General features: G+C 52.1%; 13 protein-coding genes. 3 read left to right on the top strand and 10 right to left on the bottom strand.

Translation table 11 applies throughout. The features are described 5' to 3' along the window. The first annotated feature begins 142 nt into the window (after positions 1-142). Entirely contained in the window at positions 143-649 is a 507-nt protein-coding gene (locus tag EFB02_RS01655; protein ID WP_122819770.1) for a hypothetical protein, read from the top strand. Between the two features lie 398 nt (positions 650-1,047). Here EFB02_RS01655 and EFB02_RS01645 read toward each other — a convergent pair whose 3' ends face one another. From EFB02_RS01645 to EFB02_RS01630, 4 genes are all read right to left on the bottom strand, one after another. After that, a complete protein-coding gene (locus EFB02_RS01645; protein WP_147471009.1) occupies positions 1,048-10,674 on the bottom strand; it encodes a VaFE repeat-containing surface-anchored protein in 9,627 nt (3,208 codons plus the stop codon). Between the two features lie 483 nt (positions 10,675-11,157). Further along, complete coding sequence (gene dtd, locus EFB02_RS01640) at positions 11,158-11,604, bottom strand: D-aminoacyl-tRNA deacylase (protein ID WP_122819764.1); 447 nt, start codon at positions 11,602-11,604, stop codon at positions 11,158-11,160. Between the two features lie 9 nt (positions 11,605-11,613). Further along, positions 11,614-12,729, bottom strand: a complete 1,116-nt coding sequence (ygfZ, locus tag EFB02_RS01635; protein WP_122819762.1) for a CAF17-like 4Fe-4S cluster assembly/insertion protein YgfZ — start codon at positions 12,727-12,729, stop codon at positions 11,614-11,616. Between the two features lie 2 nt (positions 12,730-12,731). After that, a complete protein-coding gene (locus EFB02_RS01630; RefSeq protein WP_160115349.1) occupies positions 12,732-13,385 on the bottom strand; it encodes a lipocalin/fatty acid-binding family protein in 654 nt (217 codons plus the stop codon). A 72-nt stretch (positions 13,386-13,457) separates the two neighbouring features. Here EFB02_RS01630 and EFB02_RS01625 point away from each other — a divergent pair, with 72 nt between their 5' ends. Further along, positions 13,458-14,471, top strand: a complete 1,014-nt coding sequence (locus EFB02_RS01625) for a hypothetical protein (RefSeq protein WP_122819758.1) — start codon at positions 13,458-13,460, stop codon at positions 14,469-14,471. Positions 14,472-14,619: 148 nt separating this feature from the next. Here EFB02_RS01625 and EFB02_RS01620 read toward each other — a convergent pair whose 3' ends face one another. Genes EFB02_RS01620 through EFB02_RS01605 form a run of 4 tightly spaced genes read right to left on the bottom strand, consistent with a single transcriptional unit; the run spans position 14,620 to position 19,393 of the window. Further along, a complete protein-coding gene (locus EFB02_RS01620) occupies positions 14,620-16,278 on the bottom strand; it encodes an NAD(P)-binding protein (protein WP_122819756.1) in 1,659 nt (552 codons plus the stop codon). After that, entirely contained in the window at positions 16,275-17,540 is a 1,266-nt protein-coding gene (locus EFB02_RS01615; RefSeq protein ID WP_234992690.1) for a thiamine pyrophosphate-dependent enzyme, read from the bottom strand. The genes EFB02_RS01620 and EFB02_RS01615 overlap by 4 nt, the downstream gene beginning before the upstream one ends. A 10-nt stretch (positions 17,541-17,550) precedes the next feature. After that, positions 17,551-18,816, bottom strand: a complete 1,266-nt coding sequence (gene porA, locus EFB02_RS01610) for a pyruvate ferredoxin oxidoreductase (RefSeq protein WP_122819754.1) — start codon at positions 18,814-18,816, stop codon at positions 17,551-17,553. A gap of 1 nt (position 18,817) precedes the next feature. Beyond that, entirely contained in the window at positions 18,818-19,393 is a 576-nt protein-coding gene (locus EFB02_RS01605; protein ID WP_122819752.1) for a 2-oxoacid:acceptor oxidoreductase family protein, read from the bottom strand. 327 nt (positions 19,394-19,720) lie between these two features. On the opposite strand from EFB02_RS01605, the gene EFB02_RS01600 reads away from it, so the two are divergent. Beyond that, the gene (locus EFB02_RS01600; RefSeq protein ID WP_147471008.1) at positions 19,721-21,226 is read left to right on the top strand and encodes a YwiC-like family protein; all 1,506 of its coding nucleotides are present in this window, start codon (positions 19,721-19,723) and stop codon (positions 21,224-21,226) included. Between the two features lie 76 nt (positions 21,227-21,302). Here EFB02_RS01600 and EFB02_RS01595 read toward each other — a convergent pair whose 3' ends face one another. Both EFB02_RS01595 and EFB02_RS01590 read right to left on the bottom strand, forming a co-directional pair. Further along, positions 21,303-22,670 (bottom strand): lipase family protein, encoded by a 1,368-nt coding sequence (locus tag EFB02_RS01595; RefSeq protein WP_122819748.1) that lies wholly within the window; start codon positions 22,668-22,670, stop codon positions 21,303-21,305. An 8-nt stretch (positions 22,671-22,678) separates the two neighbouring features. Next, the gene (locus EFB02_RS01590; RefSeq protein WP_122819746.1) at positions 22,679-22,942 is read right to left on the bottom strand and encodes a hypothetical protein; all 264 of its coding nucleotides are present in this window, start codon (positions 22,940-22,942) and stop codon (positions 22,679-22,681) included. Positions 22,943-22,950: the final 8 nt, after the last annotated feature.

Here is a 22,950-nt window from a genome sequence, read left to right as displayed (position 1 = left end):
TCTGATACTCACCTTTGTAAATCTAGCTAATCCTACAGCCTATTCTGCCCACAAGTTCGGATTGAACGTCTAAACTGGAAACGTACTAATTTTCGTTGCCGGAGCCGGGGAGCCTCGGTACGCCGAAGTTAAAGGAGCTAATATGAAGACACGCTGCCCGTATAAGCTGTTCAAACAGGCGCGGACCCTGGCGGATCAAGGCAAGGATATTGTTCTTGAGGGTGCACAAGATTTACAGGAAAAGGTTAGCAGCGACCTGATGCCCAGTGTGGAACACGCAATGGACAGTATGCGCGGCCAGTTCCACGAGGTAAAGAAGTATTCCGAGGAGTCTTTGAAGGAGGCTGCTAAGCAAGTGAAGAAACAATCAACAGAAAAGTTTGGTAATCCGACTCCTAAGCGGGGGCGTAAATCGCTACTGTTCCTCGTGTTAGCGGCGGCCGCCGCCTGCGCCGGATACCTGCTTTACCGTCGTTCCCAGCCGGTCGATGACCCCTGGGCTGAAGAATATTGGGAAGACGTAGAAGTCAGTGAGCTTGATCCGGAAAAAGTTGCGGAAAAAGCTCAGGACAAGGCCGAAGAGGTTGCGCACAATGCAGCTCAGAAGGCCGATGAAGCCGTTGATACGGTCAAAGAAAAACTAGATTAACACTTTCTTAAGTCCTATAGAAATGCCCTCCCTGCAAAAAGCAGGGAGGGCATTGTTCTGCAATTCTTGCCGCTGAAACCACGTGACACCCCGACACGGGTCTGGCTCGGTAAAAAGGAACGACTGCCAGAGCGTGGGCAAAAGTTTTATCCGAGTGGGTGCGGTGGGCATAAGAATTTGGAAAACGTCGCTACGTTTTCCAAATTCTTGGGCGGGAGGAAAAACTTTTGCCCACGCGGACGCCACCTGAGCCGTGCCAGACCCATTGCTCACCAACAATTGTTCAAGCACCGCAGCGACTTAAACACCCGAAGGGGAGCGCGGCTACATAGCACTCGGGGTCGGAAGTTCTACTTCCGACCCCGAGGTCCTTCTAGTTATTTAGTTATGTCTTTTTCCTAGTCCTCTTGTTCTTCGCGTTGGTAGCGCCGGATTAGCACTAATCCGATTCCCGCAACCATTGCTAGCACACCGGTCATTGCCATAATCCCAGTGGTGGAGCCGGTCTTAGCCAAAATCGTACGCACCACGTTCGGGAACCCTGGAGGGGTTACCGGAGGCGGCGGGGTGGTTCCCGGAGTGTTCGGAGTCTTAGGTGTTTCGGGCGGTGTTCCGGGAGTGGGGTTGTCCCCACTAACGGTCTGAGCCGCATCGTTAATATCGCGGTGGAAAGCAACCTTCTTAGCGCCAGGAGCAGGCTGATTATCCTTGATATCCGAGGTCTTGTAGAGATCCTCGAATACTACATATTGGCGGTTGGCCTGGATTGCTTCACCCTTGACCGTAAAGTAAACTTTCGCCTCTCCGCTGGTTTGTCCTTCCGTGACCCGGAGGGTTCCAGCGGTAGCTTTCGCTCCATCCTGCTGGTTACCTTCATTATCCAGGTAGGTGAGCGGGGCATCGGTGGTTTTATCCATCAACGTTCCGGTAATGGTGTATTCGCCGGGCTCTAAGTTCTTCCACTTGACCGTATCTTCGATTACAGACTCTTGACCTGGGGTCAAGATCTTCTTACCGAAGTTTAGATCCTTAGTCTTATCGTTGAAGGTGGTGACATTCTTAGCGACCGTGGCAATCTCCGGAGTCTTTTGTTCCGGTGAGGCCGGCGGGGTTACTACCTGAACCGTCTGGTCGGCATCCTCAAAGTTGGAGTGATCCACTACCGGAGTAGCTTTACCCACAACTTTGCCATCTTTTACCTCGGAGGCCTTGTAGACCTGTTCAAAGACTACCCAGCTGGAGTTGGTGGAGATATTCTCTGCCGGCACGGTGAATAGCGCATTGACTGTTCCGGTCTTTTCGCCTTTTTTGACTTCGAAGTTAACCGCCGGGGTATTTGCCCCTAAGACTGGCTTACCAGTCAATTTGTCCATCAAAGTGCCAATCATGGTGTACCTGCCGGGAGCTAGGTTCTTCCAGGTGGCAGCGTCTTGAACTTGAGCATTTTCGCCCTTGTTAAGATTCAATACCTTGTCCTGATCAGCATTGTCACGCGCGACCGTGCCTAACTCTGGAAAGTCCTTCGAGTAGATGTTTTTGATGGTCACTTGGATTTCTGGTATCACATCCGTATCGACATTCGGCACTGTGAACCGGGCAGTCTGGTTGTTAATCTGTGTAACCACCATCTCTTCTGGATTAGAGGAGCTGAAGCTAATCGCATTCGGCATGATCCCGTCCGGATTTGCGTCTTCAGTTAGCATCTCGGTCAGAGTGCATACCGCGCCGCTTTGCAGCTGATGCTTGGCAGGTATGCCGGCAGAAACACCTGCAGGCATATCGAAGGTAAACGCTCCTCCAAAGTTCTTGTCACAACTAATCGTGAACTTGAATTTGCGATCCTTATCCGGCATCTGTCCGTCCAAAACCTTTTCAGTCACCTTGGTGAAGCTGATCTTGGGCGGGCCTTGTGGCTTCTCAACAACCGTTACCGTCTGGTTGATGGAATTCAAATCCAGTTCGGATACTACCGGCTCGGCTCCCTGAACCGGCTGTCCGGTCTGAGGGTTAACATCACTAGCTCGGTAGATACGTTCGAACACTACGAACTTTGCACCTGCGTTTCCGGTTGCTGACGCCGGTACCTGAATCTTGGTAGTCAGGCTACCCGCGGTTTCGCCATTATTCACGGTGAAAGGAACGGCCTTGGTGGTCGCGCCGGCAACCGAGTTGCCTTTCATATCAACCAGTTGGCTGAGCGCCTGGTAATTTCCTGCAGATAGGTTCTTCCAGTTGACGGTATCGGTTACTACCGCAGCCTCACCTTTTTGGATTTCTTTTTCATTTGCGCCATTGGTGGTGGCAGTGGTGCTGACCGAGGGCGCCTCGGTAACCGTCACCGTCTGCCCATCATCGCTGGGGTCGTTGTGGGAAACCACAGTGGAGGTGTTTGGTTTGGGGTTAGTACCGTCAGTGTCTTCATAGTTGTAGAGATATTCGTACACTACGTACTTTCCGGATTCACCGATTGCACCGGCAGGCACATTGAACTTCATAGTGGTGCTGCCCGCCAGGGAATTATCCTTGGTGATTTCCAGTACCACAGGCTCGTTGGAAACTCCTGCTACCGGAGCAGCATCGTTATCAGTAATGTGCATGAGCTTACCGGTCAGCAGGTACTTTCCTTCCGGAAGGTTCTTCCAGGTGACCGTATCAGTCACCGTGGTGGCAGTTCCTGCCTGCACGCGGGAGCTACCATTATCGGTTACCGCGTTGGTCTGCAGTTCCGGCTTACCCATCTTGTTGTAGGTGTTGGTCACGTTCACGAGCACTTCGGGCACCTGGTCGGTGGCCGCTGGCACGGTGAAGTGTGCCGCACCTGCCGTGGAGTCTTGCTGCACGGTGAAACCATTGGTTCCGCTGGTCAGCGAGACCGAGGGGGTCACCTGCTGTTCGATAGCGTTACGCAAATCCTCGTTTATGGAGCATACGTAGCCGCTACGTAAACCGGTTACCTCGGTAGCCACGTTCGGACGTACCAGCACAGTGTTATCGCCCTGGGCTTTGCCGTCCTTGTCATGGCAACTCACGGTGAAGTAGTAGGCGCGGTTAGCGGACACGTCATCCATACCCGAGACCACTACCTTCTTCAGGATTTTAACCTTGGCGGCAGGGGCAGGCGGCGGAGTAATCGCCTCAACCGTTTGGTCGGCATCGGTAATCACCGCGTGTTCTGCCACCGGTTTAGCGCCATTATTTGGGGTTACTCCATTTACATCACCTGCGTGGTAGATGTATTCGTAAACCACGTAGTGGCTACCGGATTTCAGAGAGCTACCACTGACAGTGAAATCGTTATTCAGGGTCCCGTTCTTTTCACCCTCGGTAACTGTGAAGGGCACCGGGGCAGAGGTGTAGGAGGTAACTGCTTCACCGGTCTCCTTGTCCATCAGCTTACCGATTAGTACATAGTTACCAGGCAGCAGGTTAGCCCAGGATACCTCGTCCGTAATCTTAGCGGTGGTTCCAGCGTAAACCTGGTTGGCTTGCTTGGTTTGACCGTATATTCCAGAGGTTCCGTTCGCATCCTTTGCAGAGGTCGCCACAGTCGGCTTTTCCGGTTCCGGATAGGTGTTGGTGGCGGTAAATGCCACTCTCACTTCCGTGAGCTCTTCCTTCGGCATCTTGAAGAATGCCGAATTCTCAGAGCTGGTCAGACCAATCTTGTCAGAGTCGGCACTGAACGCTACTTGGGAGGGGGCAATCCCCGCAACTTTGGCTGCTGCCCGATCCTCAGTAAGGGTACAATTTGCGCCTTTAACATAAGGCAGGTGGATTGGAGATCCGGCAGTTACCTGGAAGGACTTTTGTCGCGACTTGCCATCAATCGGGCTGGAGCATTTCAAATTGAAGCCGAATTGTTTGCTGGAGGGAACCTCGAGCCCTTCGCTCTTAACTACCTTTTCCAAGGTGAGTTTAGGTTCAACCGGGCTTTGTGGTTCTTCGGCAATGCTTACGGTCTGTGCTTCGTCATTAATATCCGAGTGTTCAACGACCGGATTCTTTCCATCCTTAACGTTGCCATTTTCATCGACATCGCCTTGGCGGTAAATCTTTTCGAACGCTACGAACTGCGACTTGGCTTTCACCTGATCTGCAGGTACCTCGAAGGTCATTTCTTGGGTGCCTTGTAGCTCTCCGCTGGCGACCGAGAACTTCACAAGTTTCGCCTGAACGTTCGGAACCACCTGCTTGGTTGACTTATCCATTAAGGTACCAACCAGCATGTAGTTACCGGCGGGCAGTTTCGCCCACTGCACGCGGTCGAGCACTTTGGCTGGAGCCTTGGCGTCAAATACTTTGGTTCCCGTGGAGCTGGTAGCAGTAGTTGCCACCCGCGGCCCTTCGTTTACCGTCTGATTTTCATCATTCGGATCCTCGTGCTTGGTGATCACAGTTCTGTCACCGGGGGTGTTCGGCTGCCCCGGGTGAAGGTATTCGTAAGCCACCAGTTTCTGGTTCTGGCGGATTTGCCCCACGGTGACCTGGAAGGTCATCGTAGTTTCGCCGGACTGCAGGGTTCCTGCAGTACCGGGAACGGTGAACGCCTTGGAGGTGGAGCTTACGCCAATCCCCTTACCGGAACCGTCAACCAGTTTCCCGGTCAGGTGGTAGGTCTTACCCGCTTCCAGGTTGCGGTATTTCACGGTGTCAACCAGGGTTACCAGATCGCTATCGGCTTTACCGGTGGTGTCGATCTGCTTGTTGCCGCCCTCGTCGGTGAGTACCGTCGCAATCCAGGGGTTAACCTGCCTGGTCTGGTTTTCGTCCTTGGGATCCTCGTGCTTGGTAACCGGCTCGAATCCGCCATCGACTTTCAGGTCTAGCTGTTCGAACGCTACTAGCGTCGAGTATTTAGCAACATCAGCCTGGGTAAGGGTGAACGGTAATTCCACTACCCCACTGGCGGTGGTAATGGTTACTTCCTTTTCGGCGGTGATTCCGGTGCGGGTGGCATCGGTCTTGTCCGCGTTAGGCACCACAAGTTCTCCCGAGAACTTGTAGGTCTTGCCTACCTCCAGGTTCCAGTAGCTGATCTTATCGGTCAGGGTGTACTTGTGATCTGCGCCCTCAACCAGGTCGATATTGCCGTCGCGTCCCTCGCCTTTCAGCTCGGTGGCAATCTTCGGCTCATCGGGGGTCTGGTATTCGTTGGCAGCCTGCACGGCAACCGGAGTCTTGGCGTCCGAACCAACGGTTACGTTCACGCTGGTTCCGGAGGCGGGACCAACTCCTGCGCCCTTACCGTCAACTGTCCAGCTGACGGTCTGGGCATTGGTGCCTTTAGGTAAGACTTGCTGCTCAGTTACGGTGCAGACAGTGCCGGCGCGGAACTGGGCGGACGCCAATACCGGTTCTCCGCCCGGCTTGACGTTCGAGATATTGCCATGAATACCATCGGTGCAGTTGTAGGTGAAGTTGTAGCTGGTGGGCAGGTTCTTTACTTTATCCTTGCTTTCGCCGGCTACTTTCACCGAGGTCTTCTGTACCGAGAAGGTACCCTTTTGTTCAATCTGCTTGTAGCTGTTAGTGGCGGTTACCACCACGTTGCCTTGTTTGCCGTTAGCTTCCCACTGTGCCTTGGTCATCGGCTTGTCGATGGTGAAGGTGTTGGAGGCTGCGGTTGAAGAATCGTTCAAGCTACCATTCCAGCTGATGGCGTGCTTCACCTTGGCGGTAGACAGCTCGTTTACCGGAATGAACTTACCAGAAGCATTAATAGCCCCTAGTTCTTTCACCTGAACTTGGCTGTGCAGGGGCAGACCCCAGTAGGACTTGGATTCACCCGGGAATAGAGTTACCTCTTGTTCGTGGGTATTGTTTCCATCCCTATAGGTTAGCTGGAAGCGGTAGGCACTGATATTTTGCGCTTGATCCGCATTTCCTTTAACAACCTTCTTCAAGGTGAACGCACCTAGTTCCTGGGTGTACTGGTTGGTCGCCAGGATATTGGCTTTAGCCGTTGCGCTCTTGAGTTTGATGGTTACTTCCGGCTTGTCCTCGCTGGCAGTAGCCTTTACTCCCTCATTTCCAACTACCTGCATGCCGGAACCTGCGTAATCGGCGTTTTCTACCGATTTCGGAGTTTCCTCCCAAACTTTACATTCGGTACCTACCGGCAGGTTATTCAGCTGCGGGCGGGTGGGATCGGCGCTGGAGAACGTCTGGCCATGCTTGAGCTTGAAGTTACCCTTTACCGGGTAAGAGCTACCAGGAATGGTGCAGGAGTAACCAAAGTCGAAGGCTACGTCTTTGAGGACGGTTTCCGGGGAAACTACTCCGGAAACTAGTTTTTTAACTTCGAATCCGCCAACCTTTTGATTGACGTATTTGTTTTCGACTTTGATAGTGGCCTTTTGGCTTTCCCCAGCCTGAATCGGGTTGGAAAGTGCCGCGTTATGCAGGGTCTGTCCCCCAATGGTTACCATCTGCGGGGCTTTGCCATCGAAAGTGGTGGTCAAAGTGGTGTTCGCTACGTTAATCCCGGTGGTGTCCTCAGCTACCGCACACCAGGAACCTACGGGAATACCGGTGATGGTTACCGTGGAGTTCTTGTTTACGCTCACCGACTTCAGCGGAACCGTCAGACTCCTCGCGCTCTTGCCGGTGGCACACAGATATTTCATTTCGAAAGTACCTGGAATAGTACCCGCTCCTGCGGTCTGATCCACTACCTGCTTGGAGATTTCCAGTCGCCCAGTCTTCTCGGTGTAGGTGTTGGTGGCTACCAGTGCCACGGTGCTATTGGCATCGGTACGGAAAGTAGCGATTCCGCCCGTTTGGCTGTCCACGCCATCCCATTTCAGCGCATGGTTCAGATTCTGCGGGGTAGCGGTGTTTTCTTTCACCTGGCATCGCACGCCAGGCTTCACTGATATGGCCTGGGAAGTCTGACCTGCCGCTAGGGTGGGCAAATCTTTCCAGTGGGCATCACCTTCACACAGGTAGGAAAAGTTAAAAGAGTTCGGCACGCTGAAGTGAGTTACTTCCGGTGCTTCTACATTCTTACGAACCGTGAACTTCGCCTGCTTAGGAGTGAAGGTGTTGGTCGCGGTGACCACTACGGTCTTCGCGTTACCTTCGGTTAGGTCGAACTTGGCAAGGGTACCTTCAGGGTTGGTGTCAGTTCCGGAGAACTTTACTTTCACCGTGTTCAAGTCATCTTGTACTGCTCGCTCGCTTACCTGGCAGCTCATACCGCTGGTTAGAGCGGGGTCAGAAACCTTGGTTTCACCCTGGGTTTGACCCTTACGCACCACCACAGCCACCGTGGTTTTGTATCCCCCGCAGGCTACATCGAAGTCGAATACCCGCGTGGTGTTTGCGGTGTCACCGGCGGTCTTCTTCACAATTTTGAATTCCGCAGGTACCGCCTTCTTGGGCGCTACCGTAATGGTTTGCGACTGATCATTACTCTCTTGGTGTTTGGCGTAGGGCTCTCCGCTGGGCTCGCTAGTCTGCTCTCCTTGGTAGATACGTTCAAACACCACATATTTACCGTTGGCTTTGACTTTAGAGCCGTCAACTGCCAGCTCTACTGTGATGTCACCATTTTCGGTTCCGTTGGTAAATACCTGGCTTCCGGTGGCGATAATTTCCTTCGGGTTACTGGCGTTTACAAGGGTGGCAAAAGTAGTGTAGGTGCCGGGCTTGAGATCATGATAAATAATCTTGTCTTTAACATTGAAGTCACGTCCATCTGCCTCGACCTTACTGATTAGAGCCTTGCCGTCATCACGTACCCAGGCCACGGTTTTAATGGTAGGCAGTTTGTGTTCCTTGGGACTGACGCTCACAGTCTGACCACCATCATTCGGGTCTTCGTGTTTGGCCACGGGATCACCCGAAGTGTTATTGGCGCCCTTATAGACCTTCTCGTAGACCACGTAGGATGCACCGGGTTCAATTTCTTTAGCCGGAAGTGTCAGATCCATGGTAAGTTTGCCGGTGTTACCACCAGAAACACTAAAGTTCTTCTGGGTGGTTGATCCCGGTACTTCACTTACCTGGTTACCAACTTTCTTCATCAACTTACCGCTGAGGGTGTAGCTGCCAGGCTGCAACTTATGCCACTCTACGATGTCCTTGATTTTCACGTCCGCGCCTTCAGCTGGGCGGGCTATCTTGCCATTATTCTGCGATTCCCCATTCACCTTAGCGGTAGTGCCAATCCGCGGCTTTTCGGTTACGGTTTGGCTGGGATCACCCTTGTCTTTATGCTGAGTGACTTCGTTTCCGCCCTGGGGTGTAGTGCCTTTGTAGAGCGTTTCGTAAGCCACCAGTTTCGCGTTATCGCGAATCTTCTTTACCGGAACCTGGAAGGTCATATTAATGGTTCCGGAGAAGTATCCCTTTCCGTTGTTGATTCCACCGGATACTTCAGGATCAAAGGGGTCACTGACGCCGGTTACTCCAACGCTGTTGCCGTCCCCGTCTACCAATTCGCCCTTGATAACGTAGTTCTGTCCCCCCCTAAGGTTCTTGAACTCAACCTTGTCGGTCAAAGTAATGGTATCGGCGTCTTTCATGCCGGCAGTATCTATCTGCTTAGCATCTCCTGACCCCACCAAAGTCGTCCCAATCGCAGGCTCCGGAGCAACCGGGCAAGTGGTTTTGAAGTCAAAGCTGTGGGTGGAATTACCAGATACGTGAATCTTGTACTTGTTCAGGATTACCTGACGTTGGAAAATCGTGTTTCCCTTACTGAACACATAGATAGCTGAGGTTTCCATGTCACCGCTAAACTCTGCAGTCACAGAAGCAGTAACATTGCTGTCACAAGCAGTACCAGCAGGTACTTCCGCATCTACCAGAATGCCCTCGCTTAGCTGCGGGATAGTAACTTCTTGAGGAAGTTTCACGTTAGTACCGGTCAAAGTAACTTTGCCGTATTTTTCAAGCATTGCAGCCGCTTGGGAAGAACCGGTTAACTGCACCCGGAACTGCGTGTCACTGGCGCGGTAAACCGCTATCTTCAGTGAGCTAAGTAGTTCAGAATTAGTTTTATAAAGAGCATCTTGTTCTGCTATTGCCTTTGCGGTATCTGCTTTCCATTTTGCTAAAGCTGCCTGATACTCTTTCCTGTTCTGTATCTCTTGGTTCTTCTTTAGAGTTTGGTAGGCTTCCCATAGTTTTAATGGTTGACCAGCAAGTTTAACGATATTGTTATATGCAGTCCAGGCCGCGGCATTAAGGTTGGGGTTATCAAGTGTCCACCACTGCCCCTTGGTTATATACCACGCGATCACCTGAGTCATACCGTTCTTCTGTTGAGTGGTCTTACCGGCATACTGCGCCATCGCCTGATCATAGGCGTCAAAGATTTCTTGATTTTGCTTTATGAACTCTTGAGCAGCCACTGATTGATCAGCTTTTACATATTCCAGACGAGGATCTCCCCCCTGGTAAAGATAAGCCAGTACCTGCATTTGCTTTTGCTTATCTGAACCCATCTGAAAAGCAGAATTCCTGGCGCCAAGATGATTAGTCCGGGCTCGCGTAGGATCGAGGGTCATTTCCAGATACTTATTCGCTTTATCCTGGAGTTGCGTTGGGTTTCCTAAATGGTAATCAGCACCTGTGATTACTTCTGGGTCAGCACAGAAAACACCGCCGATAATCGGACTATGACCAGCACCGGGGTAAGACTCAATCTCAAAATACCTAGCATGAGTGGATTCAGCGTTTAGGTTGTCCTGATAATTGCGGCCAAAAGCTTCTCGCAATGCTTGAGTACGCCCAATTTGCGCGGCGTACTGTTCGTACCATTGCCGCTGCGCGCCCCGAGTATCAACACGCATATTGACTACCGCACCCGGATTATTCCAACCGTCTGCCATATTTAAGGAAACCGGCTGCTGAGAACTGGTTCCTTTGAAAGTCTCGGAAATATTATAAGTTTGGTCGGTAGAAGCCTGGGAAGGGGCTACCAAGGTGGTGATAGTCCAGGCCAGAGCTAATGCGGCAGCTAGTCCAGCGACAATCCAACGCCGCAACAACTTAGCAGTTTGACTGTTAATCATCATTTATCCTGTGTCTACTAGAAGGAGGGATCGGCATCTCCACCAACAGATCCTGACAAGGCGTTCATCCGGGTTATGTCGCGCCCAAACGACCTTGCCTGGAGGGACCTGGCCTGTTGTCAATGCCGACAGGAACACTATTAACTTGTCTCAGTGCAGTTAATGCATTTTAATACATTTACCATCTTACAAGATTTTCATAGAAACCCGCAACAAACCCACAAGGTTTCGGTACGGATTTTCGAATAAATAAACGACTGTATTCCCTGGTAGCAGCTTATTCTAATTTACTTCCGGCTCCTTTGTGGCGAAAAACGTGCACAGCTTCACAGGTCGAAAGACCTGGATAAAGCCCCCAAAAAACATTAGAATTTGATGAGCAATGGATTGCCTTATTGAAAACTGCTAGTGCTAATCATTAAAAGTAACAAGTTTACCTGTACAAACAATACAAAAAGCTACTAAGCATACCCAAAGCTAACCGTTTTAACCAGAGAAATCCTCTGGTTCTTTTGCCAACCACAACGTAAAGGGACCGTCATTAATTAAGGACACTTGCATCATCGCCCCGAAAACCCCGGTTTCCACTTCCGCACCTTCCGCGCGTAAATCCGTTACCAACTTCTCAAAAATAGGTCGCGCTACCTCACCTTTTGCAGCGTAAGTCCAAGAAGGGTGTCGCCCCTTGCGCACTGAACCATAAAGAGTGAATTGGGAAACCACCAGTAGGGGTGCGCCCGCCTCCAGAGCTGAAGATCCATCCTCAAAAATTTGTTGATTCAGCAGACGACGTACTGTCCAATCAATCTGTGCCTGCCCATCACCCGGAGTAATCCCTACAAAAGCAACTATTCCGGGACGATTTAGCCTACCAACAGTCTTACCATCCACCGTTACCTCAGCAGAAAGCACTCTTTGAATTAAGGTACGCATAAAACTCTCCTAACCGGCGATATTTAACGATTTGGAACCTGGACGCGGCGAAGCGTCAGCAAAGGCTTTCCGGTCAATTTGGGACTGTCCCTGCCAGGAAACCCCCGAAAGATCCCCAATTATCGTCGCCGCTGCCGCTAAAGAATGCTCTTCCTGCCCCTCTTGCCAGCAGACAGTTAGTTCCCCGGTAGGAGCAGTCCGTTTAACCAACCCCAAGGCAATCGGTCCGTCCTCGAAATGATTAGCGCTTGTGTGCACGGTACCAACTTTGCGGCTGCCCGCATAAAGCTCCGCGCCTGCGGGAGGAAGTAGAGAGGAAGTTCCGTCAAGTTGTAAAAAGACCGCCCGCCGCGGCGGATGCCCCAGGTTAACTATCCGCGCCACAGTTTCTTGCCCGCAATAACATCCCTTATTAAGATGCACGGCGGTGCGCAACCAATCCAGTTCATGCGGCAGGGTACGTTGATCAATATCAGTACCGTAGGGGCGCCAAGCCGCAATCCGTAATGCCCTCCAATCGGACTCGGTGGCAAAAACCGGGGCAGACAGGCTGTATCCGTCCTCGGTTTCTCGTGGCCAGGATACCTGTTCCCAGCGGCTACGTAATTCGGCGTACGCCTTAGCAATATTCACGTCCGGAACTACCCCCAGGCGCGCCGAGTAATCCTGCCCCGGATGGGAGGTAGCGCGGGGAGAATAGGCAGTCCCTCCGGGAGTAATCCCCGGCCATGGGTCAGACCAAATAGGACCGAAACCGGCTAACACTTCCTCTGCCAGGCTGGGGGCGAAAAATCCCCAGACCTGCTGATCGGGACGGGCGGTAACTTCTACCCGCGACATGAATTTCATGGATTCTAGAAACTGCGTCAAAGCCGAAGCGTCCGGAGTAAACAGCCAGGCTACCTCACCCATCCAAACAATTCCAGCCGCAAATTTAACTCGGCCATTAGCGTCTAGGAATAGCATTTCCCGACTCTCCGCCACCCCCATATCCGTTACTATCTGTGAAGATAGGGTAGTTAGCCAGGAGGAGGCGTCAGGGCCAGACACGGTGAGCACCTCTAGACCGGTTTCCGCAATCCCATATCCGCAGCGCAAAGCCACTTGGCTGTCTACAAAAGTCACGTCTAGGCTCCTGCTTCCCGTTTATCGTCGGGAGTTTCCTTGCACTCACCGGCAGGCAAAGAAGTCACTCCGGGAGCAGCTATAGTTCCCTCTCCCTCCGGCAGACGCAGCAGGCGCGCCGAAAAATCAGATTCTGCATCTTTGCCTGGTAAAACCGAATCTTGCGCCCAAAAAAGTTCCGATGAAACCAGCCCCATCATCCGGCTGAGCTGTTCTAAGGGGGCAGGAGCGTGGCGAGAAGAAATCATGATTCGCGGCCCCATCGAAACCGCCTCCCAGGAGACCTCCTGCGTATAGGGGCCGCCGGAAGAAGTTAGGCAACACCGAGAACGTGCTTCCTGCTCACTATCAGCTACTGCCGAAGCGGTTACTTGCCAGGACGTATCTTCTCGCCATAACAACGCTCCCCGCCGCAACTGGGAGATCCCGGTGGCCGCATCCGCCTGCATATCTGGAGCATCGCTTTCCGGTTCCGCCAACCAAGTAAGAGTTACTTGCTGCACGCTAGTGCCCGCCGCGCGAAAAGTAGTTTCCTGCCAAATGAAACATTCCTCGCGCTCGCCGCTTTCACTTTTCGGATCCTTAGGCAGATGCGCAGTTCCCCAACCCCGCCACGAACCTAATAGCCACGCCAAGGGGATTAATTCTTTTGCCAAGCCTAAAGGTAAATCCATCATGAGATTAAGCCTAGTAGAGTAGGGAAGCAGCAGACCAGAAAACAGACATAATTGGGCGAAGAGCAAAACCGTGAGAACATCGAGGATATGGAAGATTCGGCAGCTAGTTCCTTAGGGGCATCCCGCAGCGCGGGTCTGCCCTCCCTACGCACTAAGCTAACACCGGCAGCTAGAGGCGAAAGCATAGCAAGTTCCACGCAAGTAACCTCAAATCCAGCGAAACAAATGGATTCACCTAAACTGCCAGATTCACCTGGGAACAAATCAATATCCCCCATCGCCGCCCGCAGCTGGTGGGTGGCACTGCTAGCTGCCCTTCCTCCCTTAGCGATGTTGGTATTCCTACATTGGAACCCCTACCTGGTGGTGCTAATCGTCGCCGCAGTCACTATCGCGGTCGCCATCACCTGGGGAGGTCTCTCGCAGGCTCCCAGCCCCGCACGTACCGGTATCGTAGTGGCGATAACCGGAATCGGATGTCTGCTAGCCACCTTCCTTACCGCTAATCTAACCTGGGTTCCGTTAGTGCTTTCTTGGTGCATACTGGCAGCGTTCATCGCGGAAATGACCCGCGGAAGACATCGCCCCTTGACTACCTGGTCTCTATCCAGCACTGTAACCGGATGCGCTCTGGTAGCAGCTGGCTCAGCGTGGGGACTAGCCACCGCCTACCCCACTATGAATCTGCTGGCCATGGCAGCCTTGCCCGCAATGGGCTTAGCGTCTCTATCCCTAGCACTTCCCGCTAAAAGCGCCAGTATCCGCTGGCTGTACTGCGTTTCTAGTGGAATTTTCGCCGCTGGAATCCTCACCTATTTTCTGCTTTACGGATATTCCGATCTAGCCCTGGCGATCCCCTTTGCTTACCGCAATCCCGCCTTGGCAATCTGGACCATGACCCTGGGAATGGGATTCGGATCTGGACTTTTGGTAGCCTGCATTAACGTATTGTTTGTGGTGCCAGCAGGAAGGAATTACCACTGGCGGCAACTGGCGTTAGCCCTGCTTCCCACCCTGTTTATTTCAGTTCCGATTTACTCATTGGCGCGCCTAATTACCGGATAAAGAAACGCTTGCGCGTCTGCCGATTACAGGCACGAAATCACATAACCACACCCAATAAACCAGGGAAATTTGCGTAGATAACCCCAGAGAAAGTGGGCTAACGCCAGTACACGAGCAACCGATAAAGCGGAAACTTTCCCTGAGTTACTTAACTTTCCTCCGGAATCATCATGATGGATCCACAGGGACACTCTTCAGAACAGATTCCGCAGCCTTTGCAATAATCGTACTTAAACTCGTACTCACCAGGTTTAATCTTGGTTATGGCGTTATCGGGACAAACCCCGAAACAGTTATCACATCCGAAACAGTTGCCACATGACATGCAACGCCGCGCCTCAAATAGGGCGGAATCTTCATCTAATCCCTGCACTACCTCGTCAAAGGTAGAAGCTCGCCGAGCAGATTCAATCTTGGCCCGTACCCGGTGGGGAGCATCCGCGTAATACCAGTTAGTAAGGCGGTCGTAGCTGGCATCTCCGGTCACCGGCTGCTTGTGGTATTCAGTCCCGTGCAAAAAGGCATCAATATAACGGGCAGCTTTTTTGCCATGACCAATCGCTACCGTAACCGTGCGTTCGGAAGGCACCATGTCACCACCGGCAAAAACTCCCTGACGCCCGGTCATCATTTGCGAATTAACCTGCACAACTCCTTTTTCAATTTCAATATCACGGGCACGCTCGACCAAACCCAAATCGGATTCTTGCCCCAAAGCCATCACCACCGAATCGGCACCTAGCTCTTCAAACTCGCCGGTAGGTTGAGGAAAACCATTCTCGTCCAGCTCCATCTTCTCCACCGTTAGTTTTCCGCCATCAATATGTTTAATGGTGGATAGCCAACGCATCATTACCCCTTCTTCTTCGGCTTCACGCACCTCGGAATCGTGGGCAGGCATGCGGTCGCGATTACGGCGATACACAATCACTGCTTCTTCCGCACCCAGACGCTTGGCGGTACGAGCAGCATCAATAGCGGTATTCCCCCCGCCATAAATCACAACTTTCCGTCCCACCATCGGCTTTTCTTCGCCTTCCATCTCGGCGAGCATCTCCACTGCATCCATAACTTTAGCGCTGGCACCTGCAGGAATATCCGCGTGGCGACCGACATGGGCGCCCACCGCCAGGAATACGGCATCGAAATCATCGGCAACATCGTCAACGTTATCGACTTTAGCATTGAACTCGAAACGTACCCCTAGGTCTTCAATCCGCTTAATCTCGGCATCGAGCACCTCGCGCGGCAGGCGATACTTGGGAATCCCAAAACGCATCATCCCGCCGGCCATTGGACCAGCCTCTTTTACAGTGACTTCGTGACCAAAACGGCGCAGGTGATAGGCAGCGGACAATCCGGATGGACCTGCTCCCACGACCAGTACATGTTTACCACTGAGAGCCGCATCTACGCTTACGTTCCAGCCTTCTTTGATGGCTTTATCGCCCAGGAAACGTTCAATCGCGTTAATGCCCACGGCCTCATCCATTTGCCCGCGGTTACAGGCATTTTGGCATGGATGATAGCAAACTCGCCCCATAGTGGCAGGTAGCGGATTATTTACCATGATTTCCCGCCAGGCAGCTTCATAGTCGCCCTCTTCCGCGTGATAAAGCCACGCCTGGATGTTTTCACCCGCTGGGCAGGCCTTATTACAAGGGGGTAGCATAGACACATAAACTGGGCGTTCGGTGCGCCAGGAACCGGTTTCATTTGCCAGAGAAGAGCCCACATTCAGAGTAACCGCCCAAGGAGCGGTCTCTTCGCTGCGAACCTGCGGATTTGGTAAGAGTGTGGAGCTCATTTATTTTCTCCCTTCGGAGCCGAATTTCCAGCAATATGGCGCATCGCAGAAGCGGAAGTTGCTCCCGAATCCGGGTGGATATCCGATGAAAATGCATCACTGCGCGTGCGTTTGGCTTTCGAGGCCTCTTCGATAATGCGCTTGGTGAAGCGACCTTCTGGATCCTCGCCAGCCGCGAGAATCCGCTCTAGCACATCCTCGTCAAGCTCATCCGGATCGATGAGGCCGTAGCGGCGGATATTACGATCCGCGATTTGCTGCATACGCGCTAAAACTTCTTCTTGCCCCTTCTTAAACACGTGGGCAAAGCGCCGCTGCGGACGCATATATTCGGTAACCGGCACCGGACGACGCAATTTGGTAACCGAAGTTATTTCCCCGTTCTCCGCTTCGTAAACTGGGAACAGCCCGCATTGGGTAGCCAGGCGTGCCAGGCGAATAGTCAGGTTGGATGCAGCGCCCCAACCTAGTGGACATGGCACCAGCACATGAATATAGCGAGAGCCTCGGAACTGCATGGCTTTACGTACCTTATATTCCAGGTCACGCAGATCCGCAACCGTTGCCGTCGCCACATAGGGAACTTCATGCGCCATCGCGATTCGCGGCACATCTTTGCCTTGTCCAAAAATATTCCCAGGACGTTCACCCACTGGCTGCGTGGTGGCGGTGCGAGCCGCGGGCGGAGTAGCACCGCTTCGCTGCACCCCGGTATTCATATAGGCGCCATTGTCATAACAGATATAGAGGACATCATCGTTACGTTCAAACATTCCTGACAGGCAACCCATGCCGATATCAACCGTGCCGCCATCACCACCCTGGGCAACTACCCGGGTGTTCTTGCCTTTGGCTCGCAGAGCCGCCGCCGCACCCGAGGCAACTGCTGGAGCATTCCCAAACAGGGAGTGCACCCAGGGAATCGTCCAGGCGGTCTCGGGATAAGGGGTAGAAAAAACCTCGAGGCAACCGGTAGCATTCACCGCCACCAGATCCTTTCCTGCCGCCTCCATCGCGGTGTCGAGGGCGTAACGTGCCCCCAAAGCTTCCCCGCAACCCTGACAGGCGCGGTGCCCAGAAGTCAACGAGTTAATCCGGTTGGGATCGGATTGGAGGGAGCGGTAATCCAGTTCCGCCAGCCGGTTACCGACCGCATACGATCCCACCTGATAAAACTTTACATTTTCCCGTGCCGGAATCGCGGTTTCAATGCTTTCGCGAAACTGCGGTGCCGGAAGCGGAACGCTCATAGTTGCTGACATGGTCTGCCTCCTAAATTCCGCGTGCTGCATTGGCACGCTGAGTGGCGTGACGTTGAATGTTTTCACTGATCGGACCAGAACGCCGGGTGAGTTTTTCCCGTTTCAGCTCCGCCTCAACCAGTTCCCGATCCAAATCCAGGAAAGTTAAGTGTTCTAGCTGGTCAGCTACTACCTGATCTAACATTTGGTTCAAAGAACGCTCCGTAATATTGCGCCCGCCCAAACCAGCTATCACTTCATAATCCCGAACCGATTTACCGGCTCGTGAAAGCGCAGAGCGACAGTGGGTGGCCACGATTCCGCCAATTCCTAAGCTGAAAGCTTTCTCGAGACATATAAAACGTTTCGCGTCCCCCAAATACTTGGCTACCTGCTCAAAGGGGAAGGGACGGAAGGAACATATCCCTAGTACCCCTAATTTTTCTCCCTGTTCACGCCGCTCATCGACTACGTCTTTAATAGTGCCCAGAACCGAACCCATCGCCACGATTACAGTTTCAGCATCCTCGATTCGATAAGGGCGAACCAGACCGCCAGAATCTCGCCCAAAAATCTCCTGGAACTCTGCCTGCACCTTGGGGATGAGCTCTAGAGCTTGCAACTGTTTAACATGCTGGAGGTACTTAACCTCGGTGAAGGCCTCCGGACCAACCATCGCCCCAATAGTAATGGGATCGGCCGGGTCTAGGACGACACGAGGATTATAGGGGGGCAGGAACTTTTCTACCTGCTCTTTTTCCGGCACATCGACCTGCTCCACCGCGTGGGTCAAAATAAAGCCATCCATACATACCATTACCGGAACCGAAAGTTCTTCAGCAATCCTAAAGGCCTGTACATGCAGATCCGAGGCTTCTTGGTTGTTCTCGGCGAATAGTTGCAGCCACCCGGATTCACGCTGGCTCATCGTATCGGAATGGTCATTCCAAATGTTGATGGGTCCGCCGATCGCCCGGTTAGCCACCGTCATTACAATTGGTAACCCCAGGCCAGAAGCATTATAAACCGCTTCTACCATATAGAGCAGCCCCTGGGAAGCGGTGGCGGTATAGGTACGCGCTCCTACTGCTGACGCCCCGATGCATGCCGACATGGCTGCAAACTCGGATTCAACGTTTATATATTCAGCACTACCCATCTTTCCTGCTTTTACCAGGGCAGATAATGCTTCTACGATGTGGGTTTGAGGGCTAATCGGGTAGGCGCTGATCACATCCGGGCTGCAGGCGGCAACTGATTGCGCAATAGCTTGCGAACCTTCAATTTGTTTTAGCACGTTACTTGGCCTCTTCTTTCATCGAGCTAACCATTTCGTAGGCAGCAACCGCGGCCGCCACATTCCCCTCGCCGACTTTGCCGTGGAAACGGTTTTGAATCGCCTGGGTAACGCTAGATAGACGTACCAGACCGGTGAGGGCGGCTGCCCCCCCGAGCATCACCGCGTTCGGCAGGGGGCGTCCTAGATGCTTTTTCGCGATTTCAGTGGCCGGAATCATCACCACATGCCCTTCCGGGTGAGCGGCAATCACATCCTCAATCCCCAGTTCAACAGCAGATTTCGCCGAATTTACTAGGGCAAAACCGTCTGGTTTCAGCCCGGAAAATACATCCATAATCGCTAATAGCGTGGCATCTTGTACCACTATCAAATCTGGTTCCTGTACGGGTTCGCGGGTTCGGATTTCTTTATCTTCAATACGGCAATAGGAAACTACTGGTGCACCGGTACGTTCAGAGCCAAAGGAAGGAAACGCCTGCGCATGATGCCCATCGGTAAATGCTGCGAAGGCGATGAGATCAGCAGCGGTTACAACCCCTTGTCCGCCTCTACCATGAATACGAACTTCAGTCATATGTTCACCTTAGGACTGCAGTCCCAAGGAAAAGACACCAGTACATTAAATTGCAATGACCTGCGCTTTTAAAAAATACAACTTGGATGACAGAGAAATTATTCCCTGACACACATGTATCTTAAATAAGAAAAGTCACGCTTGCTATCCCTGTTAAAATTGTGACCAAAGTGTTATTAACCATTGTAAGCGGGATTTATATATCTATTTGATACCGAATCGTTGTCTCTTCTTGAGCCAGCATTAAGCAGAATCTCATGACTTCATAGTACGGTTGCCCATGTGTCAAATGTGTACGGAGCCGAAGAACCCGAAAAACTTTCGGGTATGGACAGGGGAAAGCAAGTTAATCCCCTCTCTCAACGGAAATCCGCGCACAGCACTATCCCCAATACCTCCCAAAATACCCGCCCGGCTCAAAAAGCTTTTCCTAGCTCGAATGCGTCCACTATTTCCGAGGACGTAGACTTCCAACCAGGTAAAGAAAGTAGCCAACAAGGTGCTATTAACCAAAAAAATATCACTAGTGAACCTACTTCTAGCAGCGACAATATTCCGCTCCCAGATCGCAAGAATCATCCGAAGCGACGCTCTCTTCTAACCCGCAAACCTCAGGGTTTTAGCGCCGAGGGCGTATCGGCTGTTACCGCCACTGGAGGGGTAACTGCCGTACCCAACACTGGAAACCTCCAAAAGGTGCGCGTTCCTCTGCCGGGGGATACCAGTAATAGCGGCTCCGCCAACCTGACGGAAAACCCTGAAGTACCTTCTCAGCCCACACCGGTAACGGAAAAAATACCTCCGGCACTAGAAAAAATACATCTACCGGGAGTAAAAGCGCATACTTCCCGCTTTCGGCGAGTAACCACTAACAAATTTTCGCAGCTAGCTCGACCTTCCAATGGGAAAGATACCTCCCTTAGAGACAAGGAGACAGGCAAAGATAGTAGCATTACAAAGGCAAAACGCACCGGTAAAAATAACTTTAATTGGGGACGGTGGGCACGCGCGGGTTGGGTACCAGCGCAAGAAGGCGCCTATGCGATGGCATTGCTGCCCTATTGGATTGGAGTACTCGAATCTTCACTACGATGGATCCACTGGTTAGTGTTTGCACTGTGGATTTGCGGATATTTCGCGTTTAACGTCGGGGGCATCTGGCTACGCTCTCACCGCAAGGATCGCTACTTTAAACCCCTACAGATCTATGGGGCAATAACCCTGATTTTAGGGATTATTTGTCTATTGTTAGCCCCTCCCTTGCTCGAGTGGGCGATAGTATTTTTCCCGCTGATTATCATCGCGGTTACCGAATCGGTACGTCACCGTGAACGTTCCTTGCTGGCACGTACCAGTACCATTGTGGCGACCGGGGTAATGACCTTAGTTGCCTATGACATTGGAACCCAATTTGCTCGTTCTTTTGCCCCGATTTCCTGGCTGGAGCATACTGCCACCAACAATATTGACTGGGCGGTGTCCCCCACCGGCAACTTGCAAGGCTGGAGTTGGATGCTGGTGGTGGCCTGCATAGTCACCTCCTACTATTGGTCTACTGTCCCCTACGTGCGTTCCCTGGTGCGTAAACGCGGCTCCCAGTCATTTGTAGCGTTTTCGGTCGCCTGCCATGCGGTCCTAACCGCAATGGTTATAGGGTTCTTTATTTTAGGCTGGGTGACCTGGTGGCACCTCTTTGTTTGGGTGCTGCTATTTGCCCGATCGCTGGCAATACCGCTGCTCCAAAAGCGCTCTCCACAGTTAGTGACGGTTTCCAGAGTTGGTTTTACCGAGATAGCTGTAGCCCTGCTGGTACTAATCACCCTACTGGTTTAACTTCCGCAGACTGTAGCGTATACTCTCCTTGTCGGCAGGGAAACTGATTTATATGGCAATCTGCCGATTTTCTGCGTTAACTTCCCGACCTAGATTGCAGCAATTTTTCAAAAGCTTTCGAACTTTTTGGTTGCGGTGATTCTATCCTCTTCACTACAAAGGATTGCGCGCTGGCAGTGCTGGTCGCATTGATTCCTAAATTACGATTACGTGCCTCGACAAAGCGGTAATAATCGCCATCACCCGAGCATTGCCACGCCTTCGCTATCTGCGCATAGAGTTCTTTAGAATGATTGCTGCCCAGACTTTGGTTGTCCTGATAAGTTTGCACCGTAGTCAGGTTAGGAACGTTGGAATTAGCCCTCCCATCCAAGCGCGGCACCACATCGGCGGTGTTTTCCAGCGCCACCATATGCACTCCTGGCGCAGGACGAAATCTACCGATATTAGATCCCATAGTAACTACGCTTTTAACGTTGTACTTTTTCACCAAATAGGGATTCGCTCCGATCTGTGCCGCCACGGCTCCCCCCTGGGAATGTCCGATTAATTCTACCGGCTGCCCACGGTTATATCCGGCCTGATCAAGTGCACGAGTAACCGCTTTTGTCATATCAGAACTGCCCGCTAATCCGGATGCGTTAGTTTGCAGGTTCGTGCGCATATCTTGCGGATTCTGCCCCAGAACACTCCACACCTGGGTGCCGCGAATATCAACCCGCCAGGCAATCTTTTCCCCCGTACGGTATTTAACTACCCGAATCTCCCCGTGATCTGGATAAGCTTTCGCCTGGTTAAACTGTTTCACCAATCCGTAAGCATCTAAGGGAACTGGGAGTTTAGTACGTTTAGCGCCAATTTTAGGTGCTACTTTAAGGCGGCTGGGACCGCGGGAATATTTGATATCCCAAGCTAAAACAGCAGAAGGAAAAGCTAGGAACATTCCGTGGTATTCCTCATTAACGTTCCCTATCAGTGCCAGCAACTGATTATCATTCCACCAGGTAGATTGCTTAATCTGCAGCGGATCAGCTGCCAGTTTCTTGTCCCACTCTTTCCACGCTAAGTAACCAAAGAGACCTCCGCCAAGAACAAAAAATGGAAGCGAGTCTAAAGAAGAAATATATTTCCGGGAGCGGGCTTCACTGTTATCGTAACGGTCTGCTGCCCCCAGTAATTTTTGTTTTAAAACAACAAGATGGGAGCAGGTATCGGATGCTACCTGTCGCAACGTTAGCAAGGATTGGATTAGCTCTACCACTATCGGGATACGCGGTAGATTCAAGGCAGCGGTTAAGGCATCGTTAGCAGTCTGTTTGACCCGCGCGGCACTCATTTCCGGTTGTATTAAAGCGTCAGCACTAGCGCGGATAATCGCGGTATCAATACCCATTTGATGACCGCCGATTACGCTAATGGGTGGCAGTTTATTGTTACTAGACAAGACTTTCCTTACAGTTTTCCCAGCTGCTGCAATGCCAGCAGAGAGTGTATAGATTGCTCTGCCAATCTGGCTGCGGCTGATGCTGTCTGGGCAAGCCCGGACATTTCCTGTTTCCTGTCTTGTAGCTGTCTTTGGGCATAATCAGCTGCGTTAGATTCCCATCGGTGACGCAGATCCATTCCCCCCAGTTGCTCTACGCTGGAGGCAGCGAGCTTTGCCGCTTGCCACATATCGGAACTGATACCGGCGGCTATTGCTGCGTCACTGACCATAGTTTTCC

It is taken from the genome of Varibaculum vaginae (assembly GCF_900604285.1).
Taxonomy (GTDB): domain Bacteria; phylum Actinomycetota; class Actinomycetes; order Actinomycetales; family Actinomycetaceae; genus Varibaculum; species Varibaculum vaginae.
The sequence above is the reverse complement of the archived record's forward strand: the minus strand, read 5'-3'. Positions and strand labels throughout refer to the sequence as shown.

Coding starts and splice junctions, on each gene's coding strand:
- EFB02_RS01655 (WP_122819770.1), top strand. CDS start 143: ATGAAGACACGCTGCCCGTATAAGCTGTTCAAACAGGCGCGGACCCTG.
- EFB02_RS01645 (WP_147471009.1), bottom strand. CDS start 10,674: ATGATGATTAACAGTCAAACTGCTAAGTTGTTGCGGCGTTGGATTGTC.
- dtd (WP_122819764.1), bottom strand. CDS start 11,604: ATGCGTACCTTAATTCAAAGAGTGCTTTCTGCTGAGGTAACGGTGGAT.
- EFB02_RS01620 (WP_122819756.1), bottom strand. CDS start 16,278: ATGAGCTCCACACTCTTACCAAATCCGCAGGTTCGCAGCGAAGAGACC.
- EFB02_RS01615 (WP_234992690.1), bottom strand. CDS start 17,540: ATGTCAGCAACTATGAGCGTTCCGCTTCCGGCACCGCAGTTTCGCGAA.
- EFB02_RS01605 (WP_122819752.1), bottom strand. CDS start 19,393: ATGACTGAAGTTCGTATTCATGGTAGAGGCGGACAAGGGGTTGTAACC.
- EFB02_RS01600 (WP_147471008.1), top strand. CDS start 19,721: ATGGACAGGGGAAAGCAAGTTAATCCCCTCTCTCAACGGAAATCCGCG.
- EFB02_RS01590 (WP_122819746.1), bottom strand. CDS start 22,942: ATGGTCAGTGACGCAGCAATAGCCGCCGGTATCAGTTCCGATATGTGG.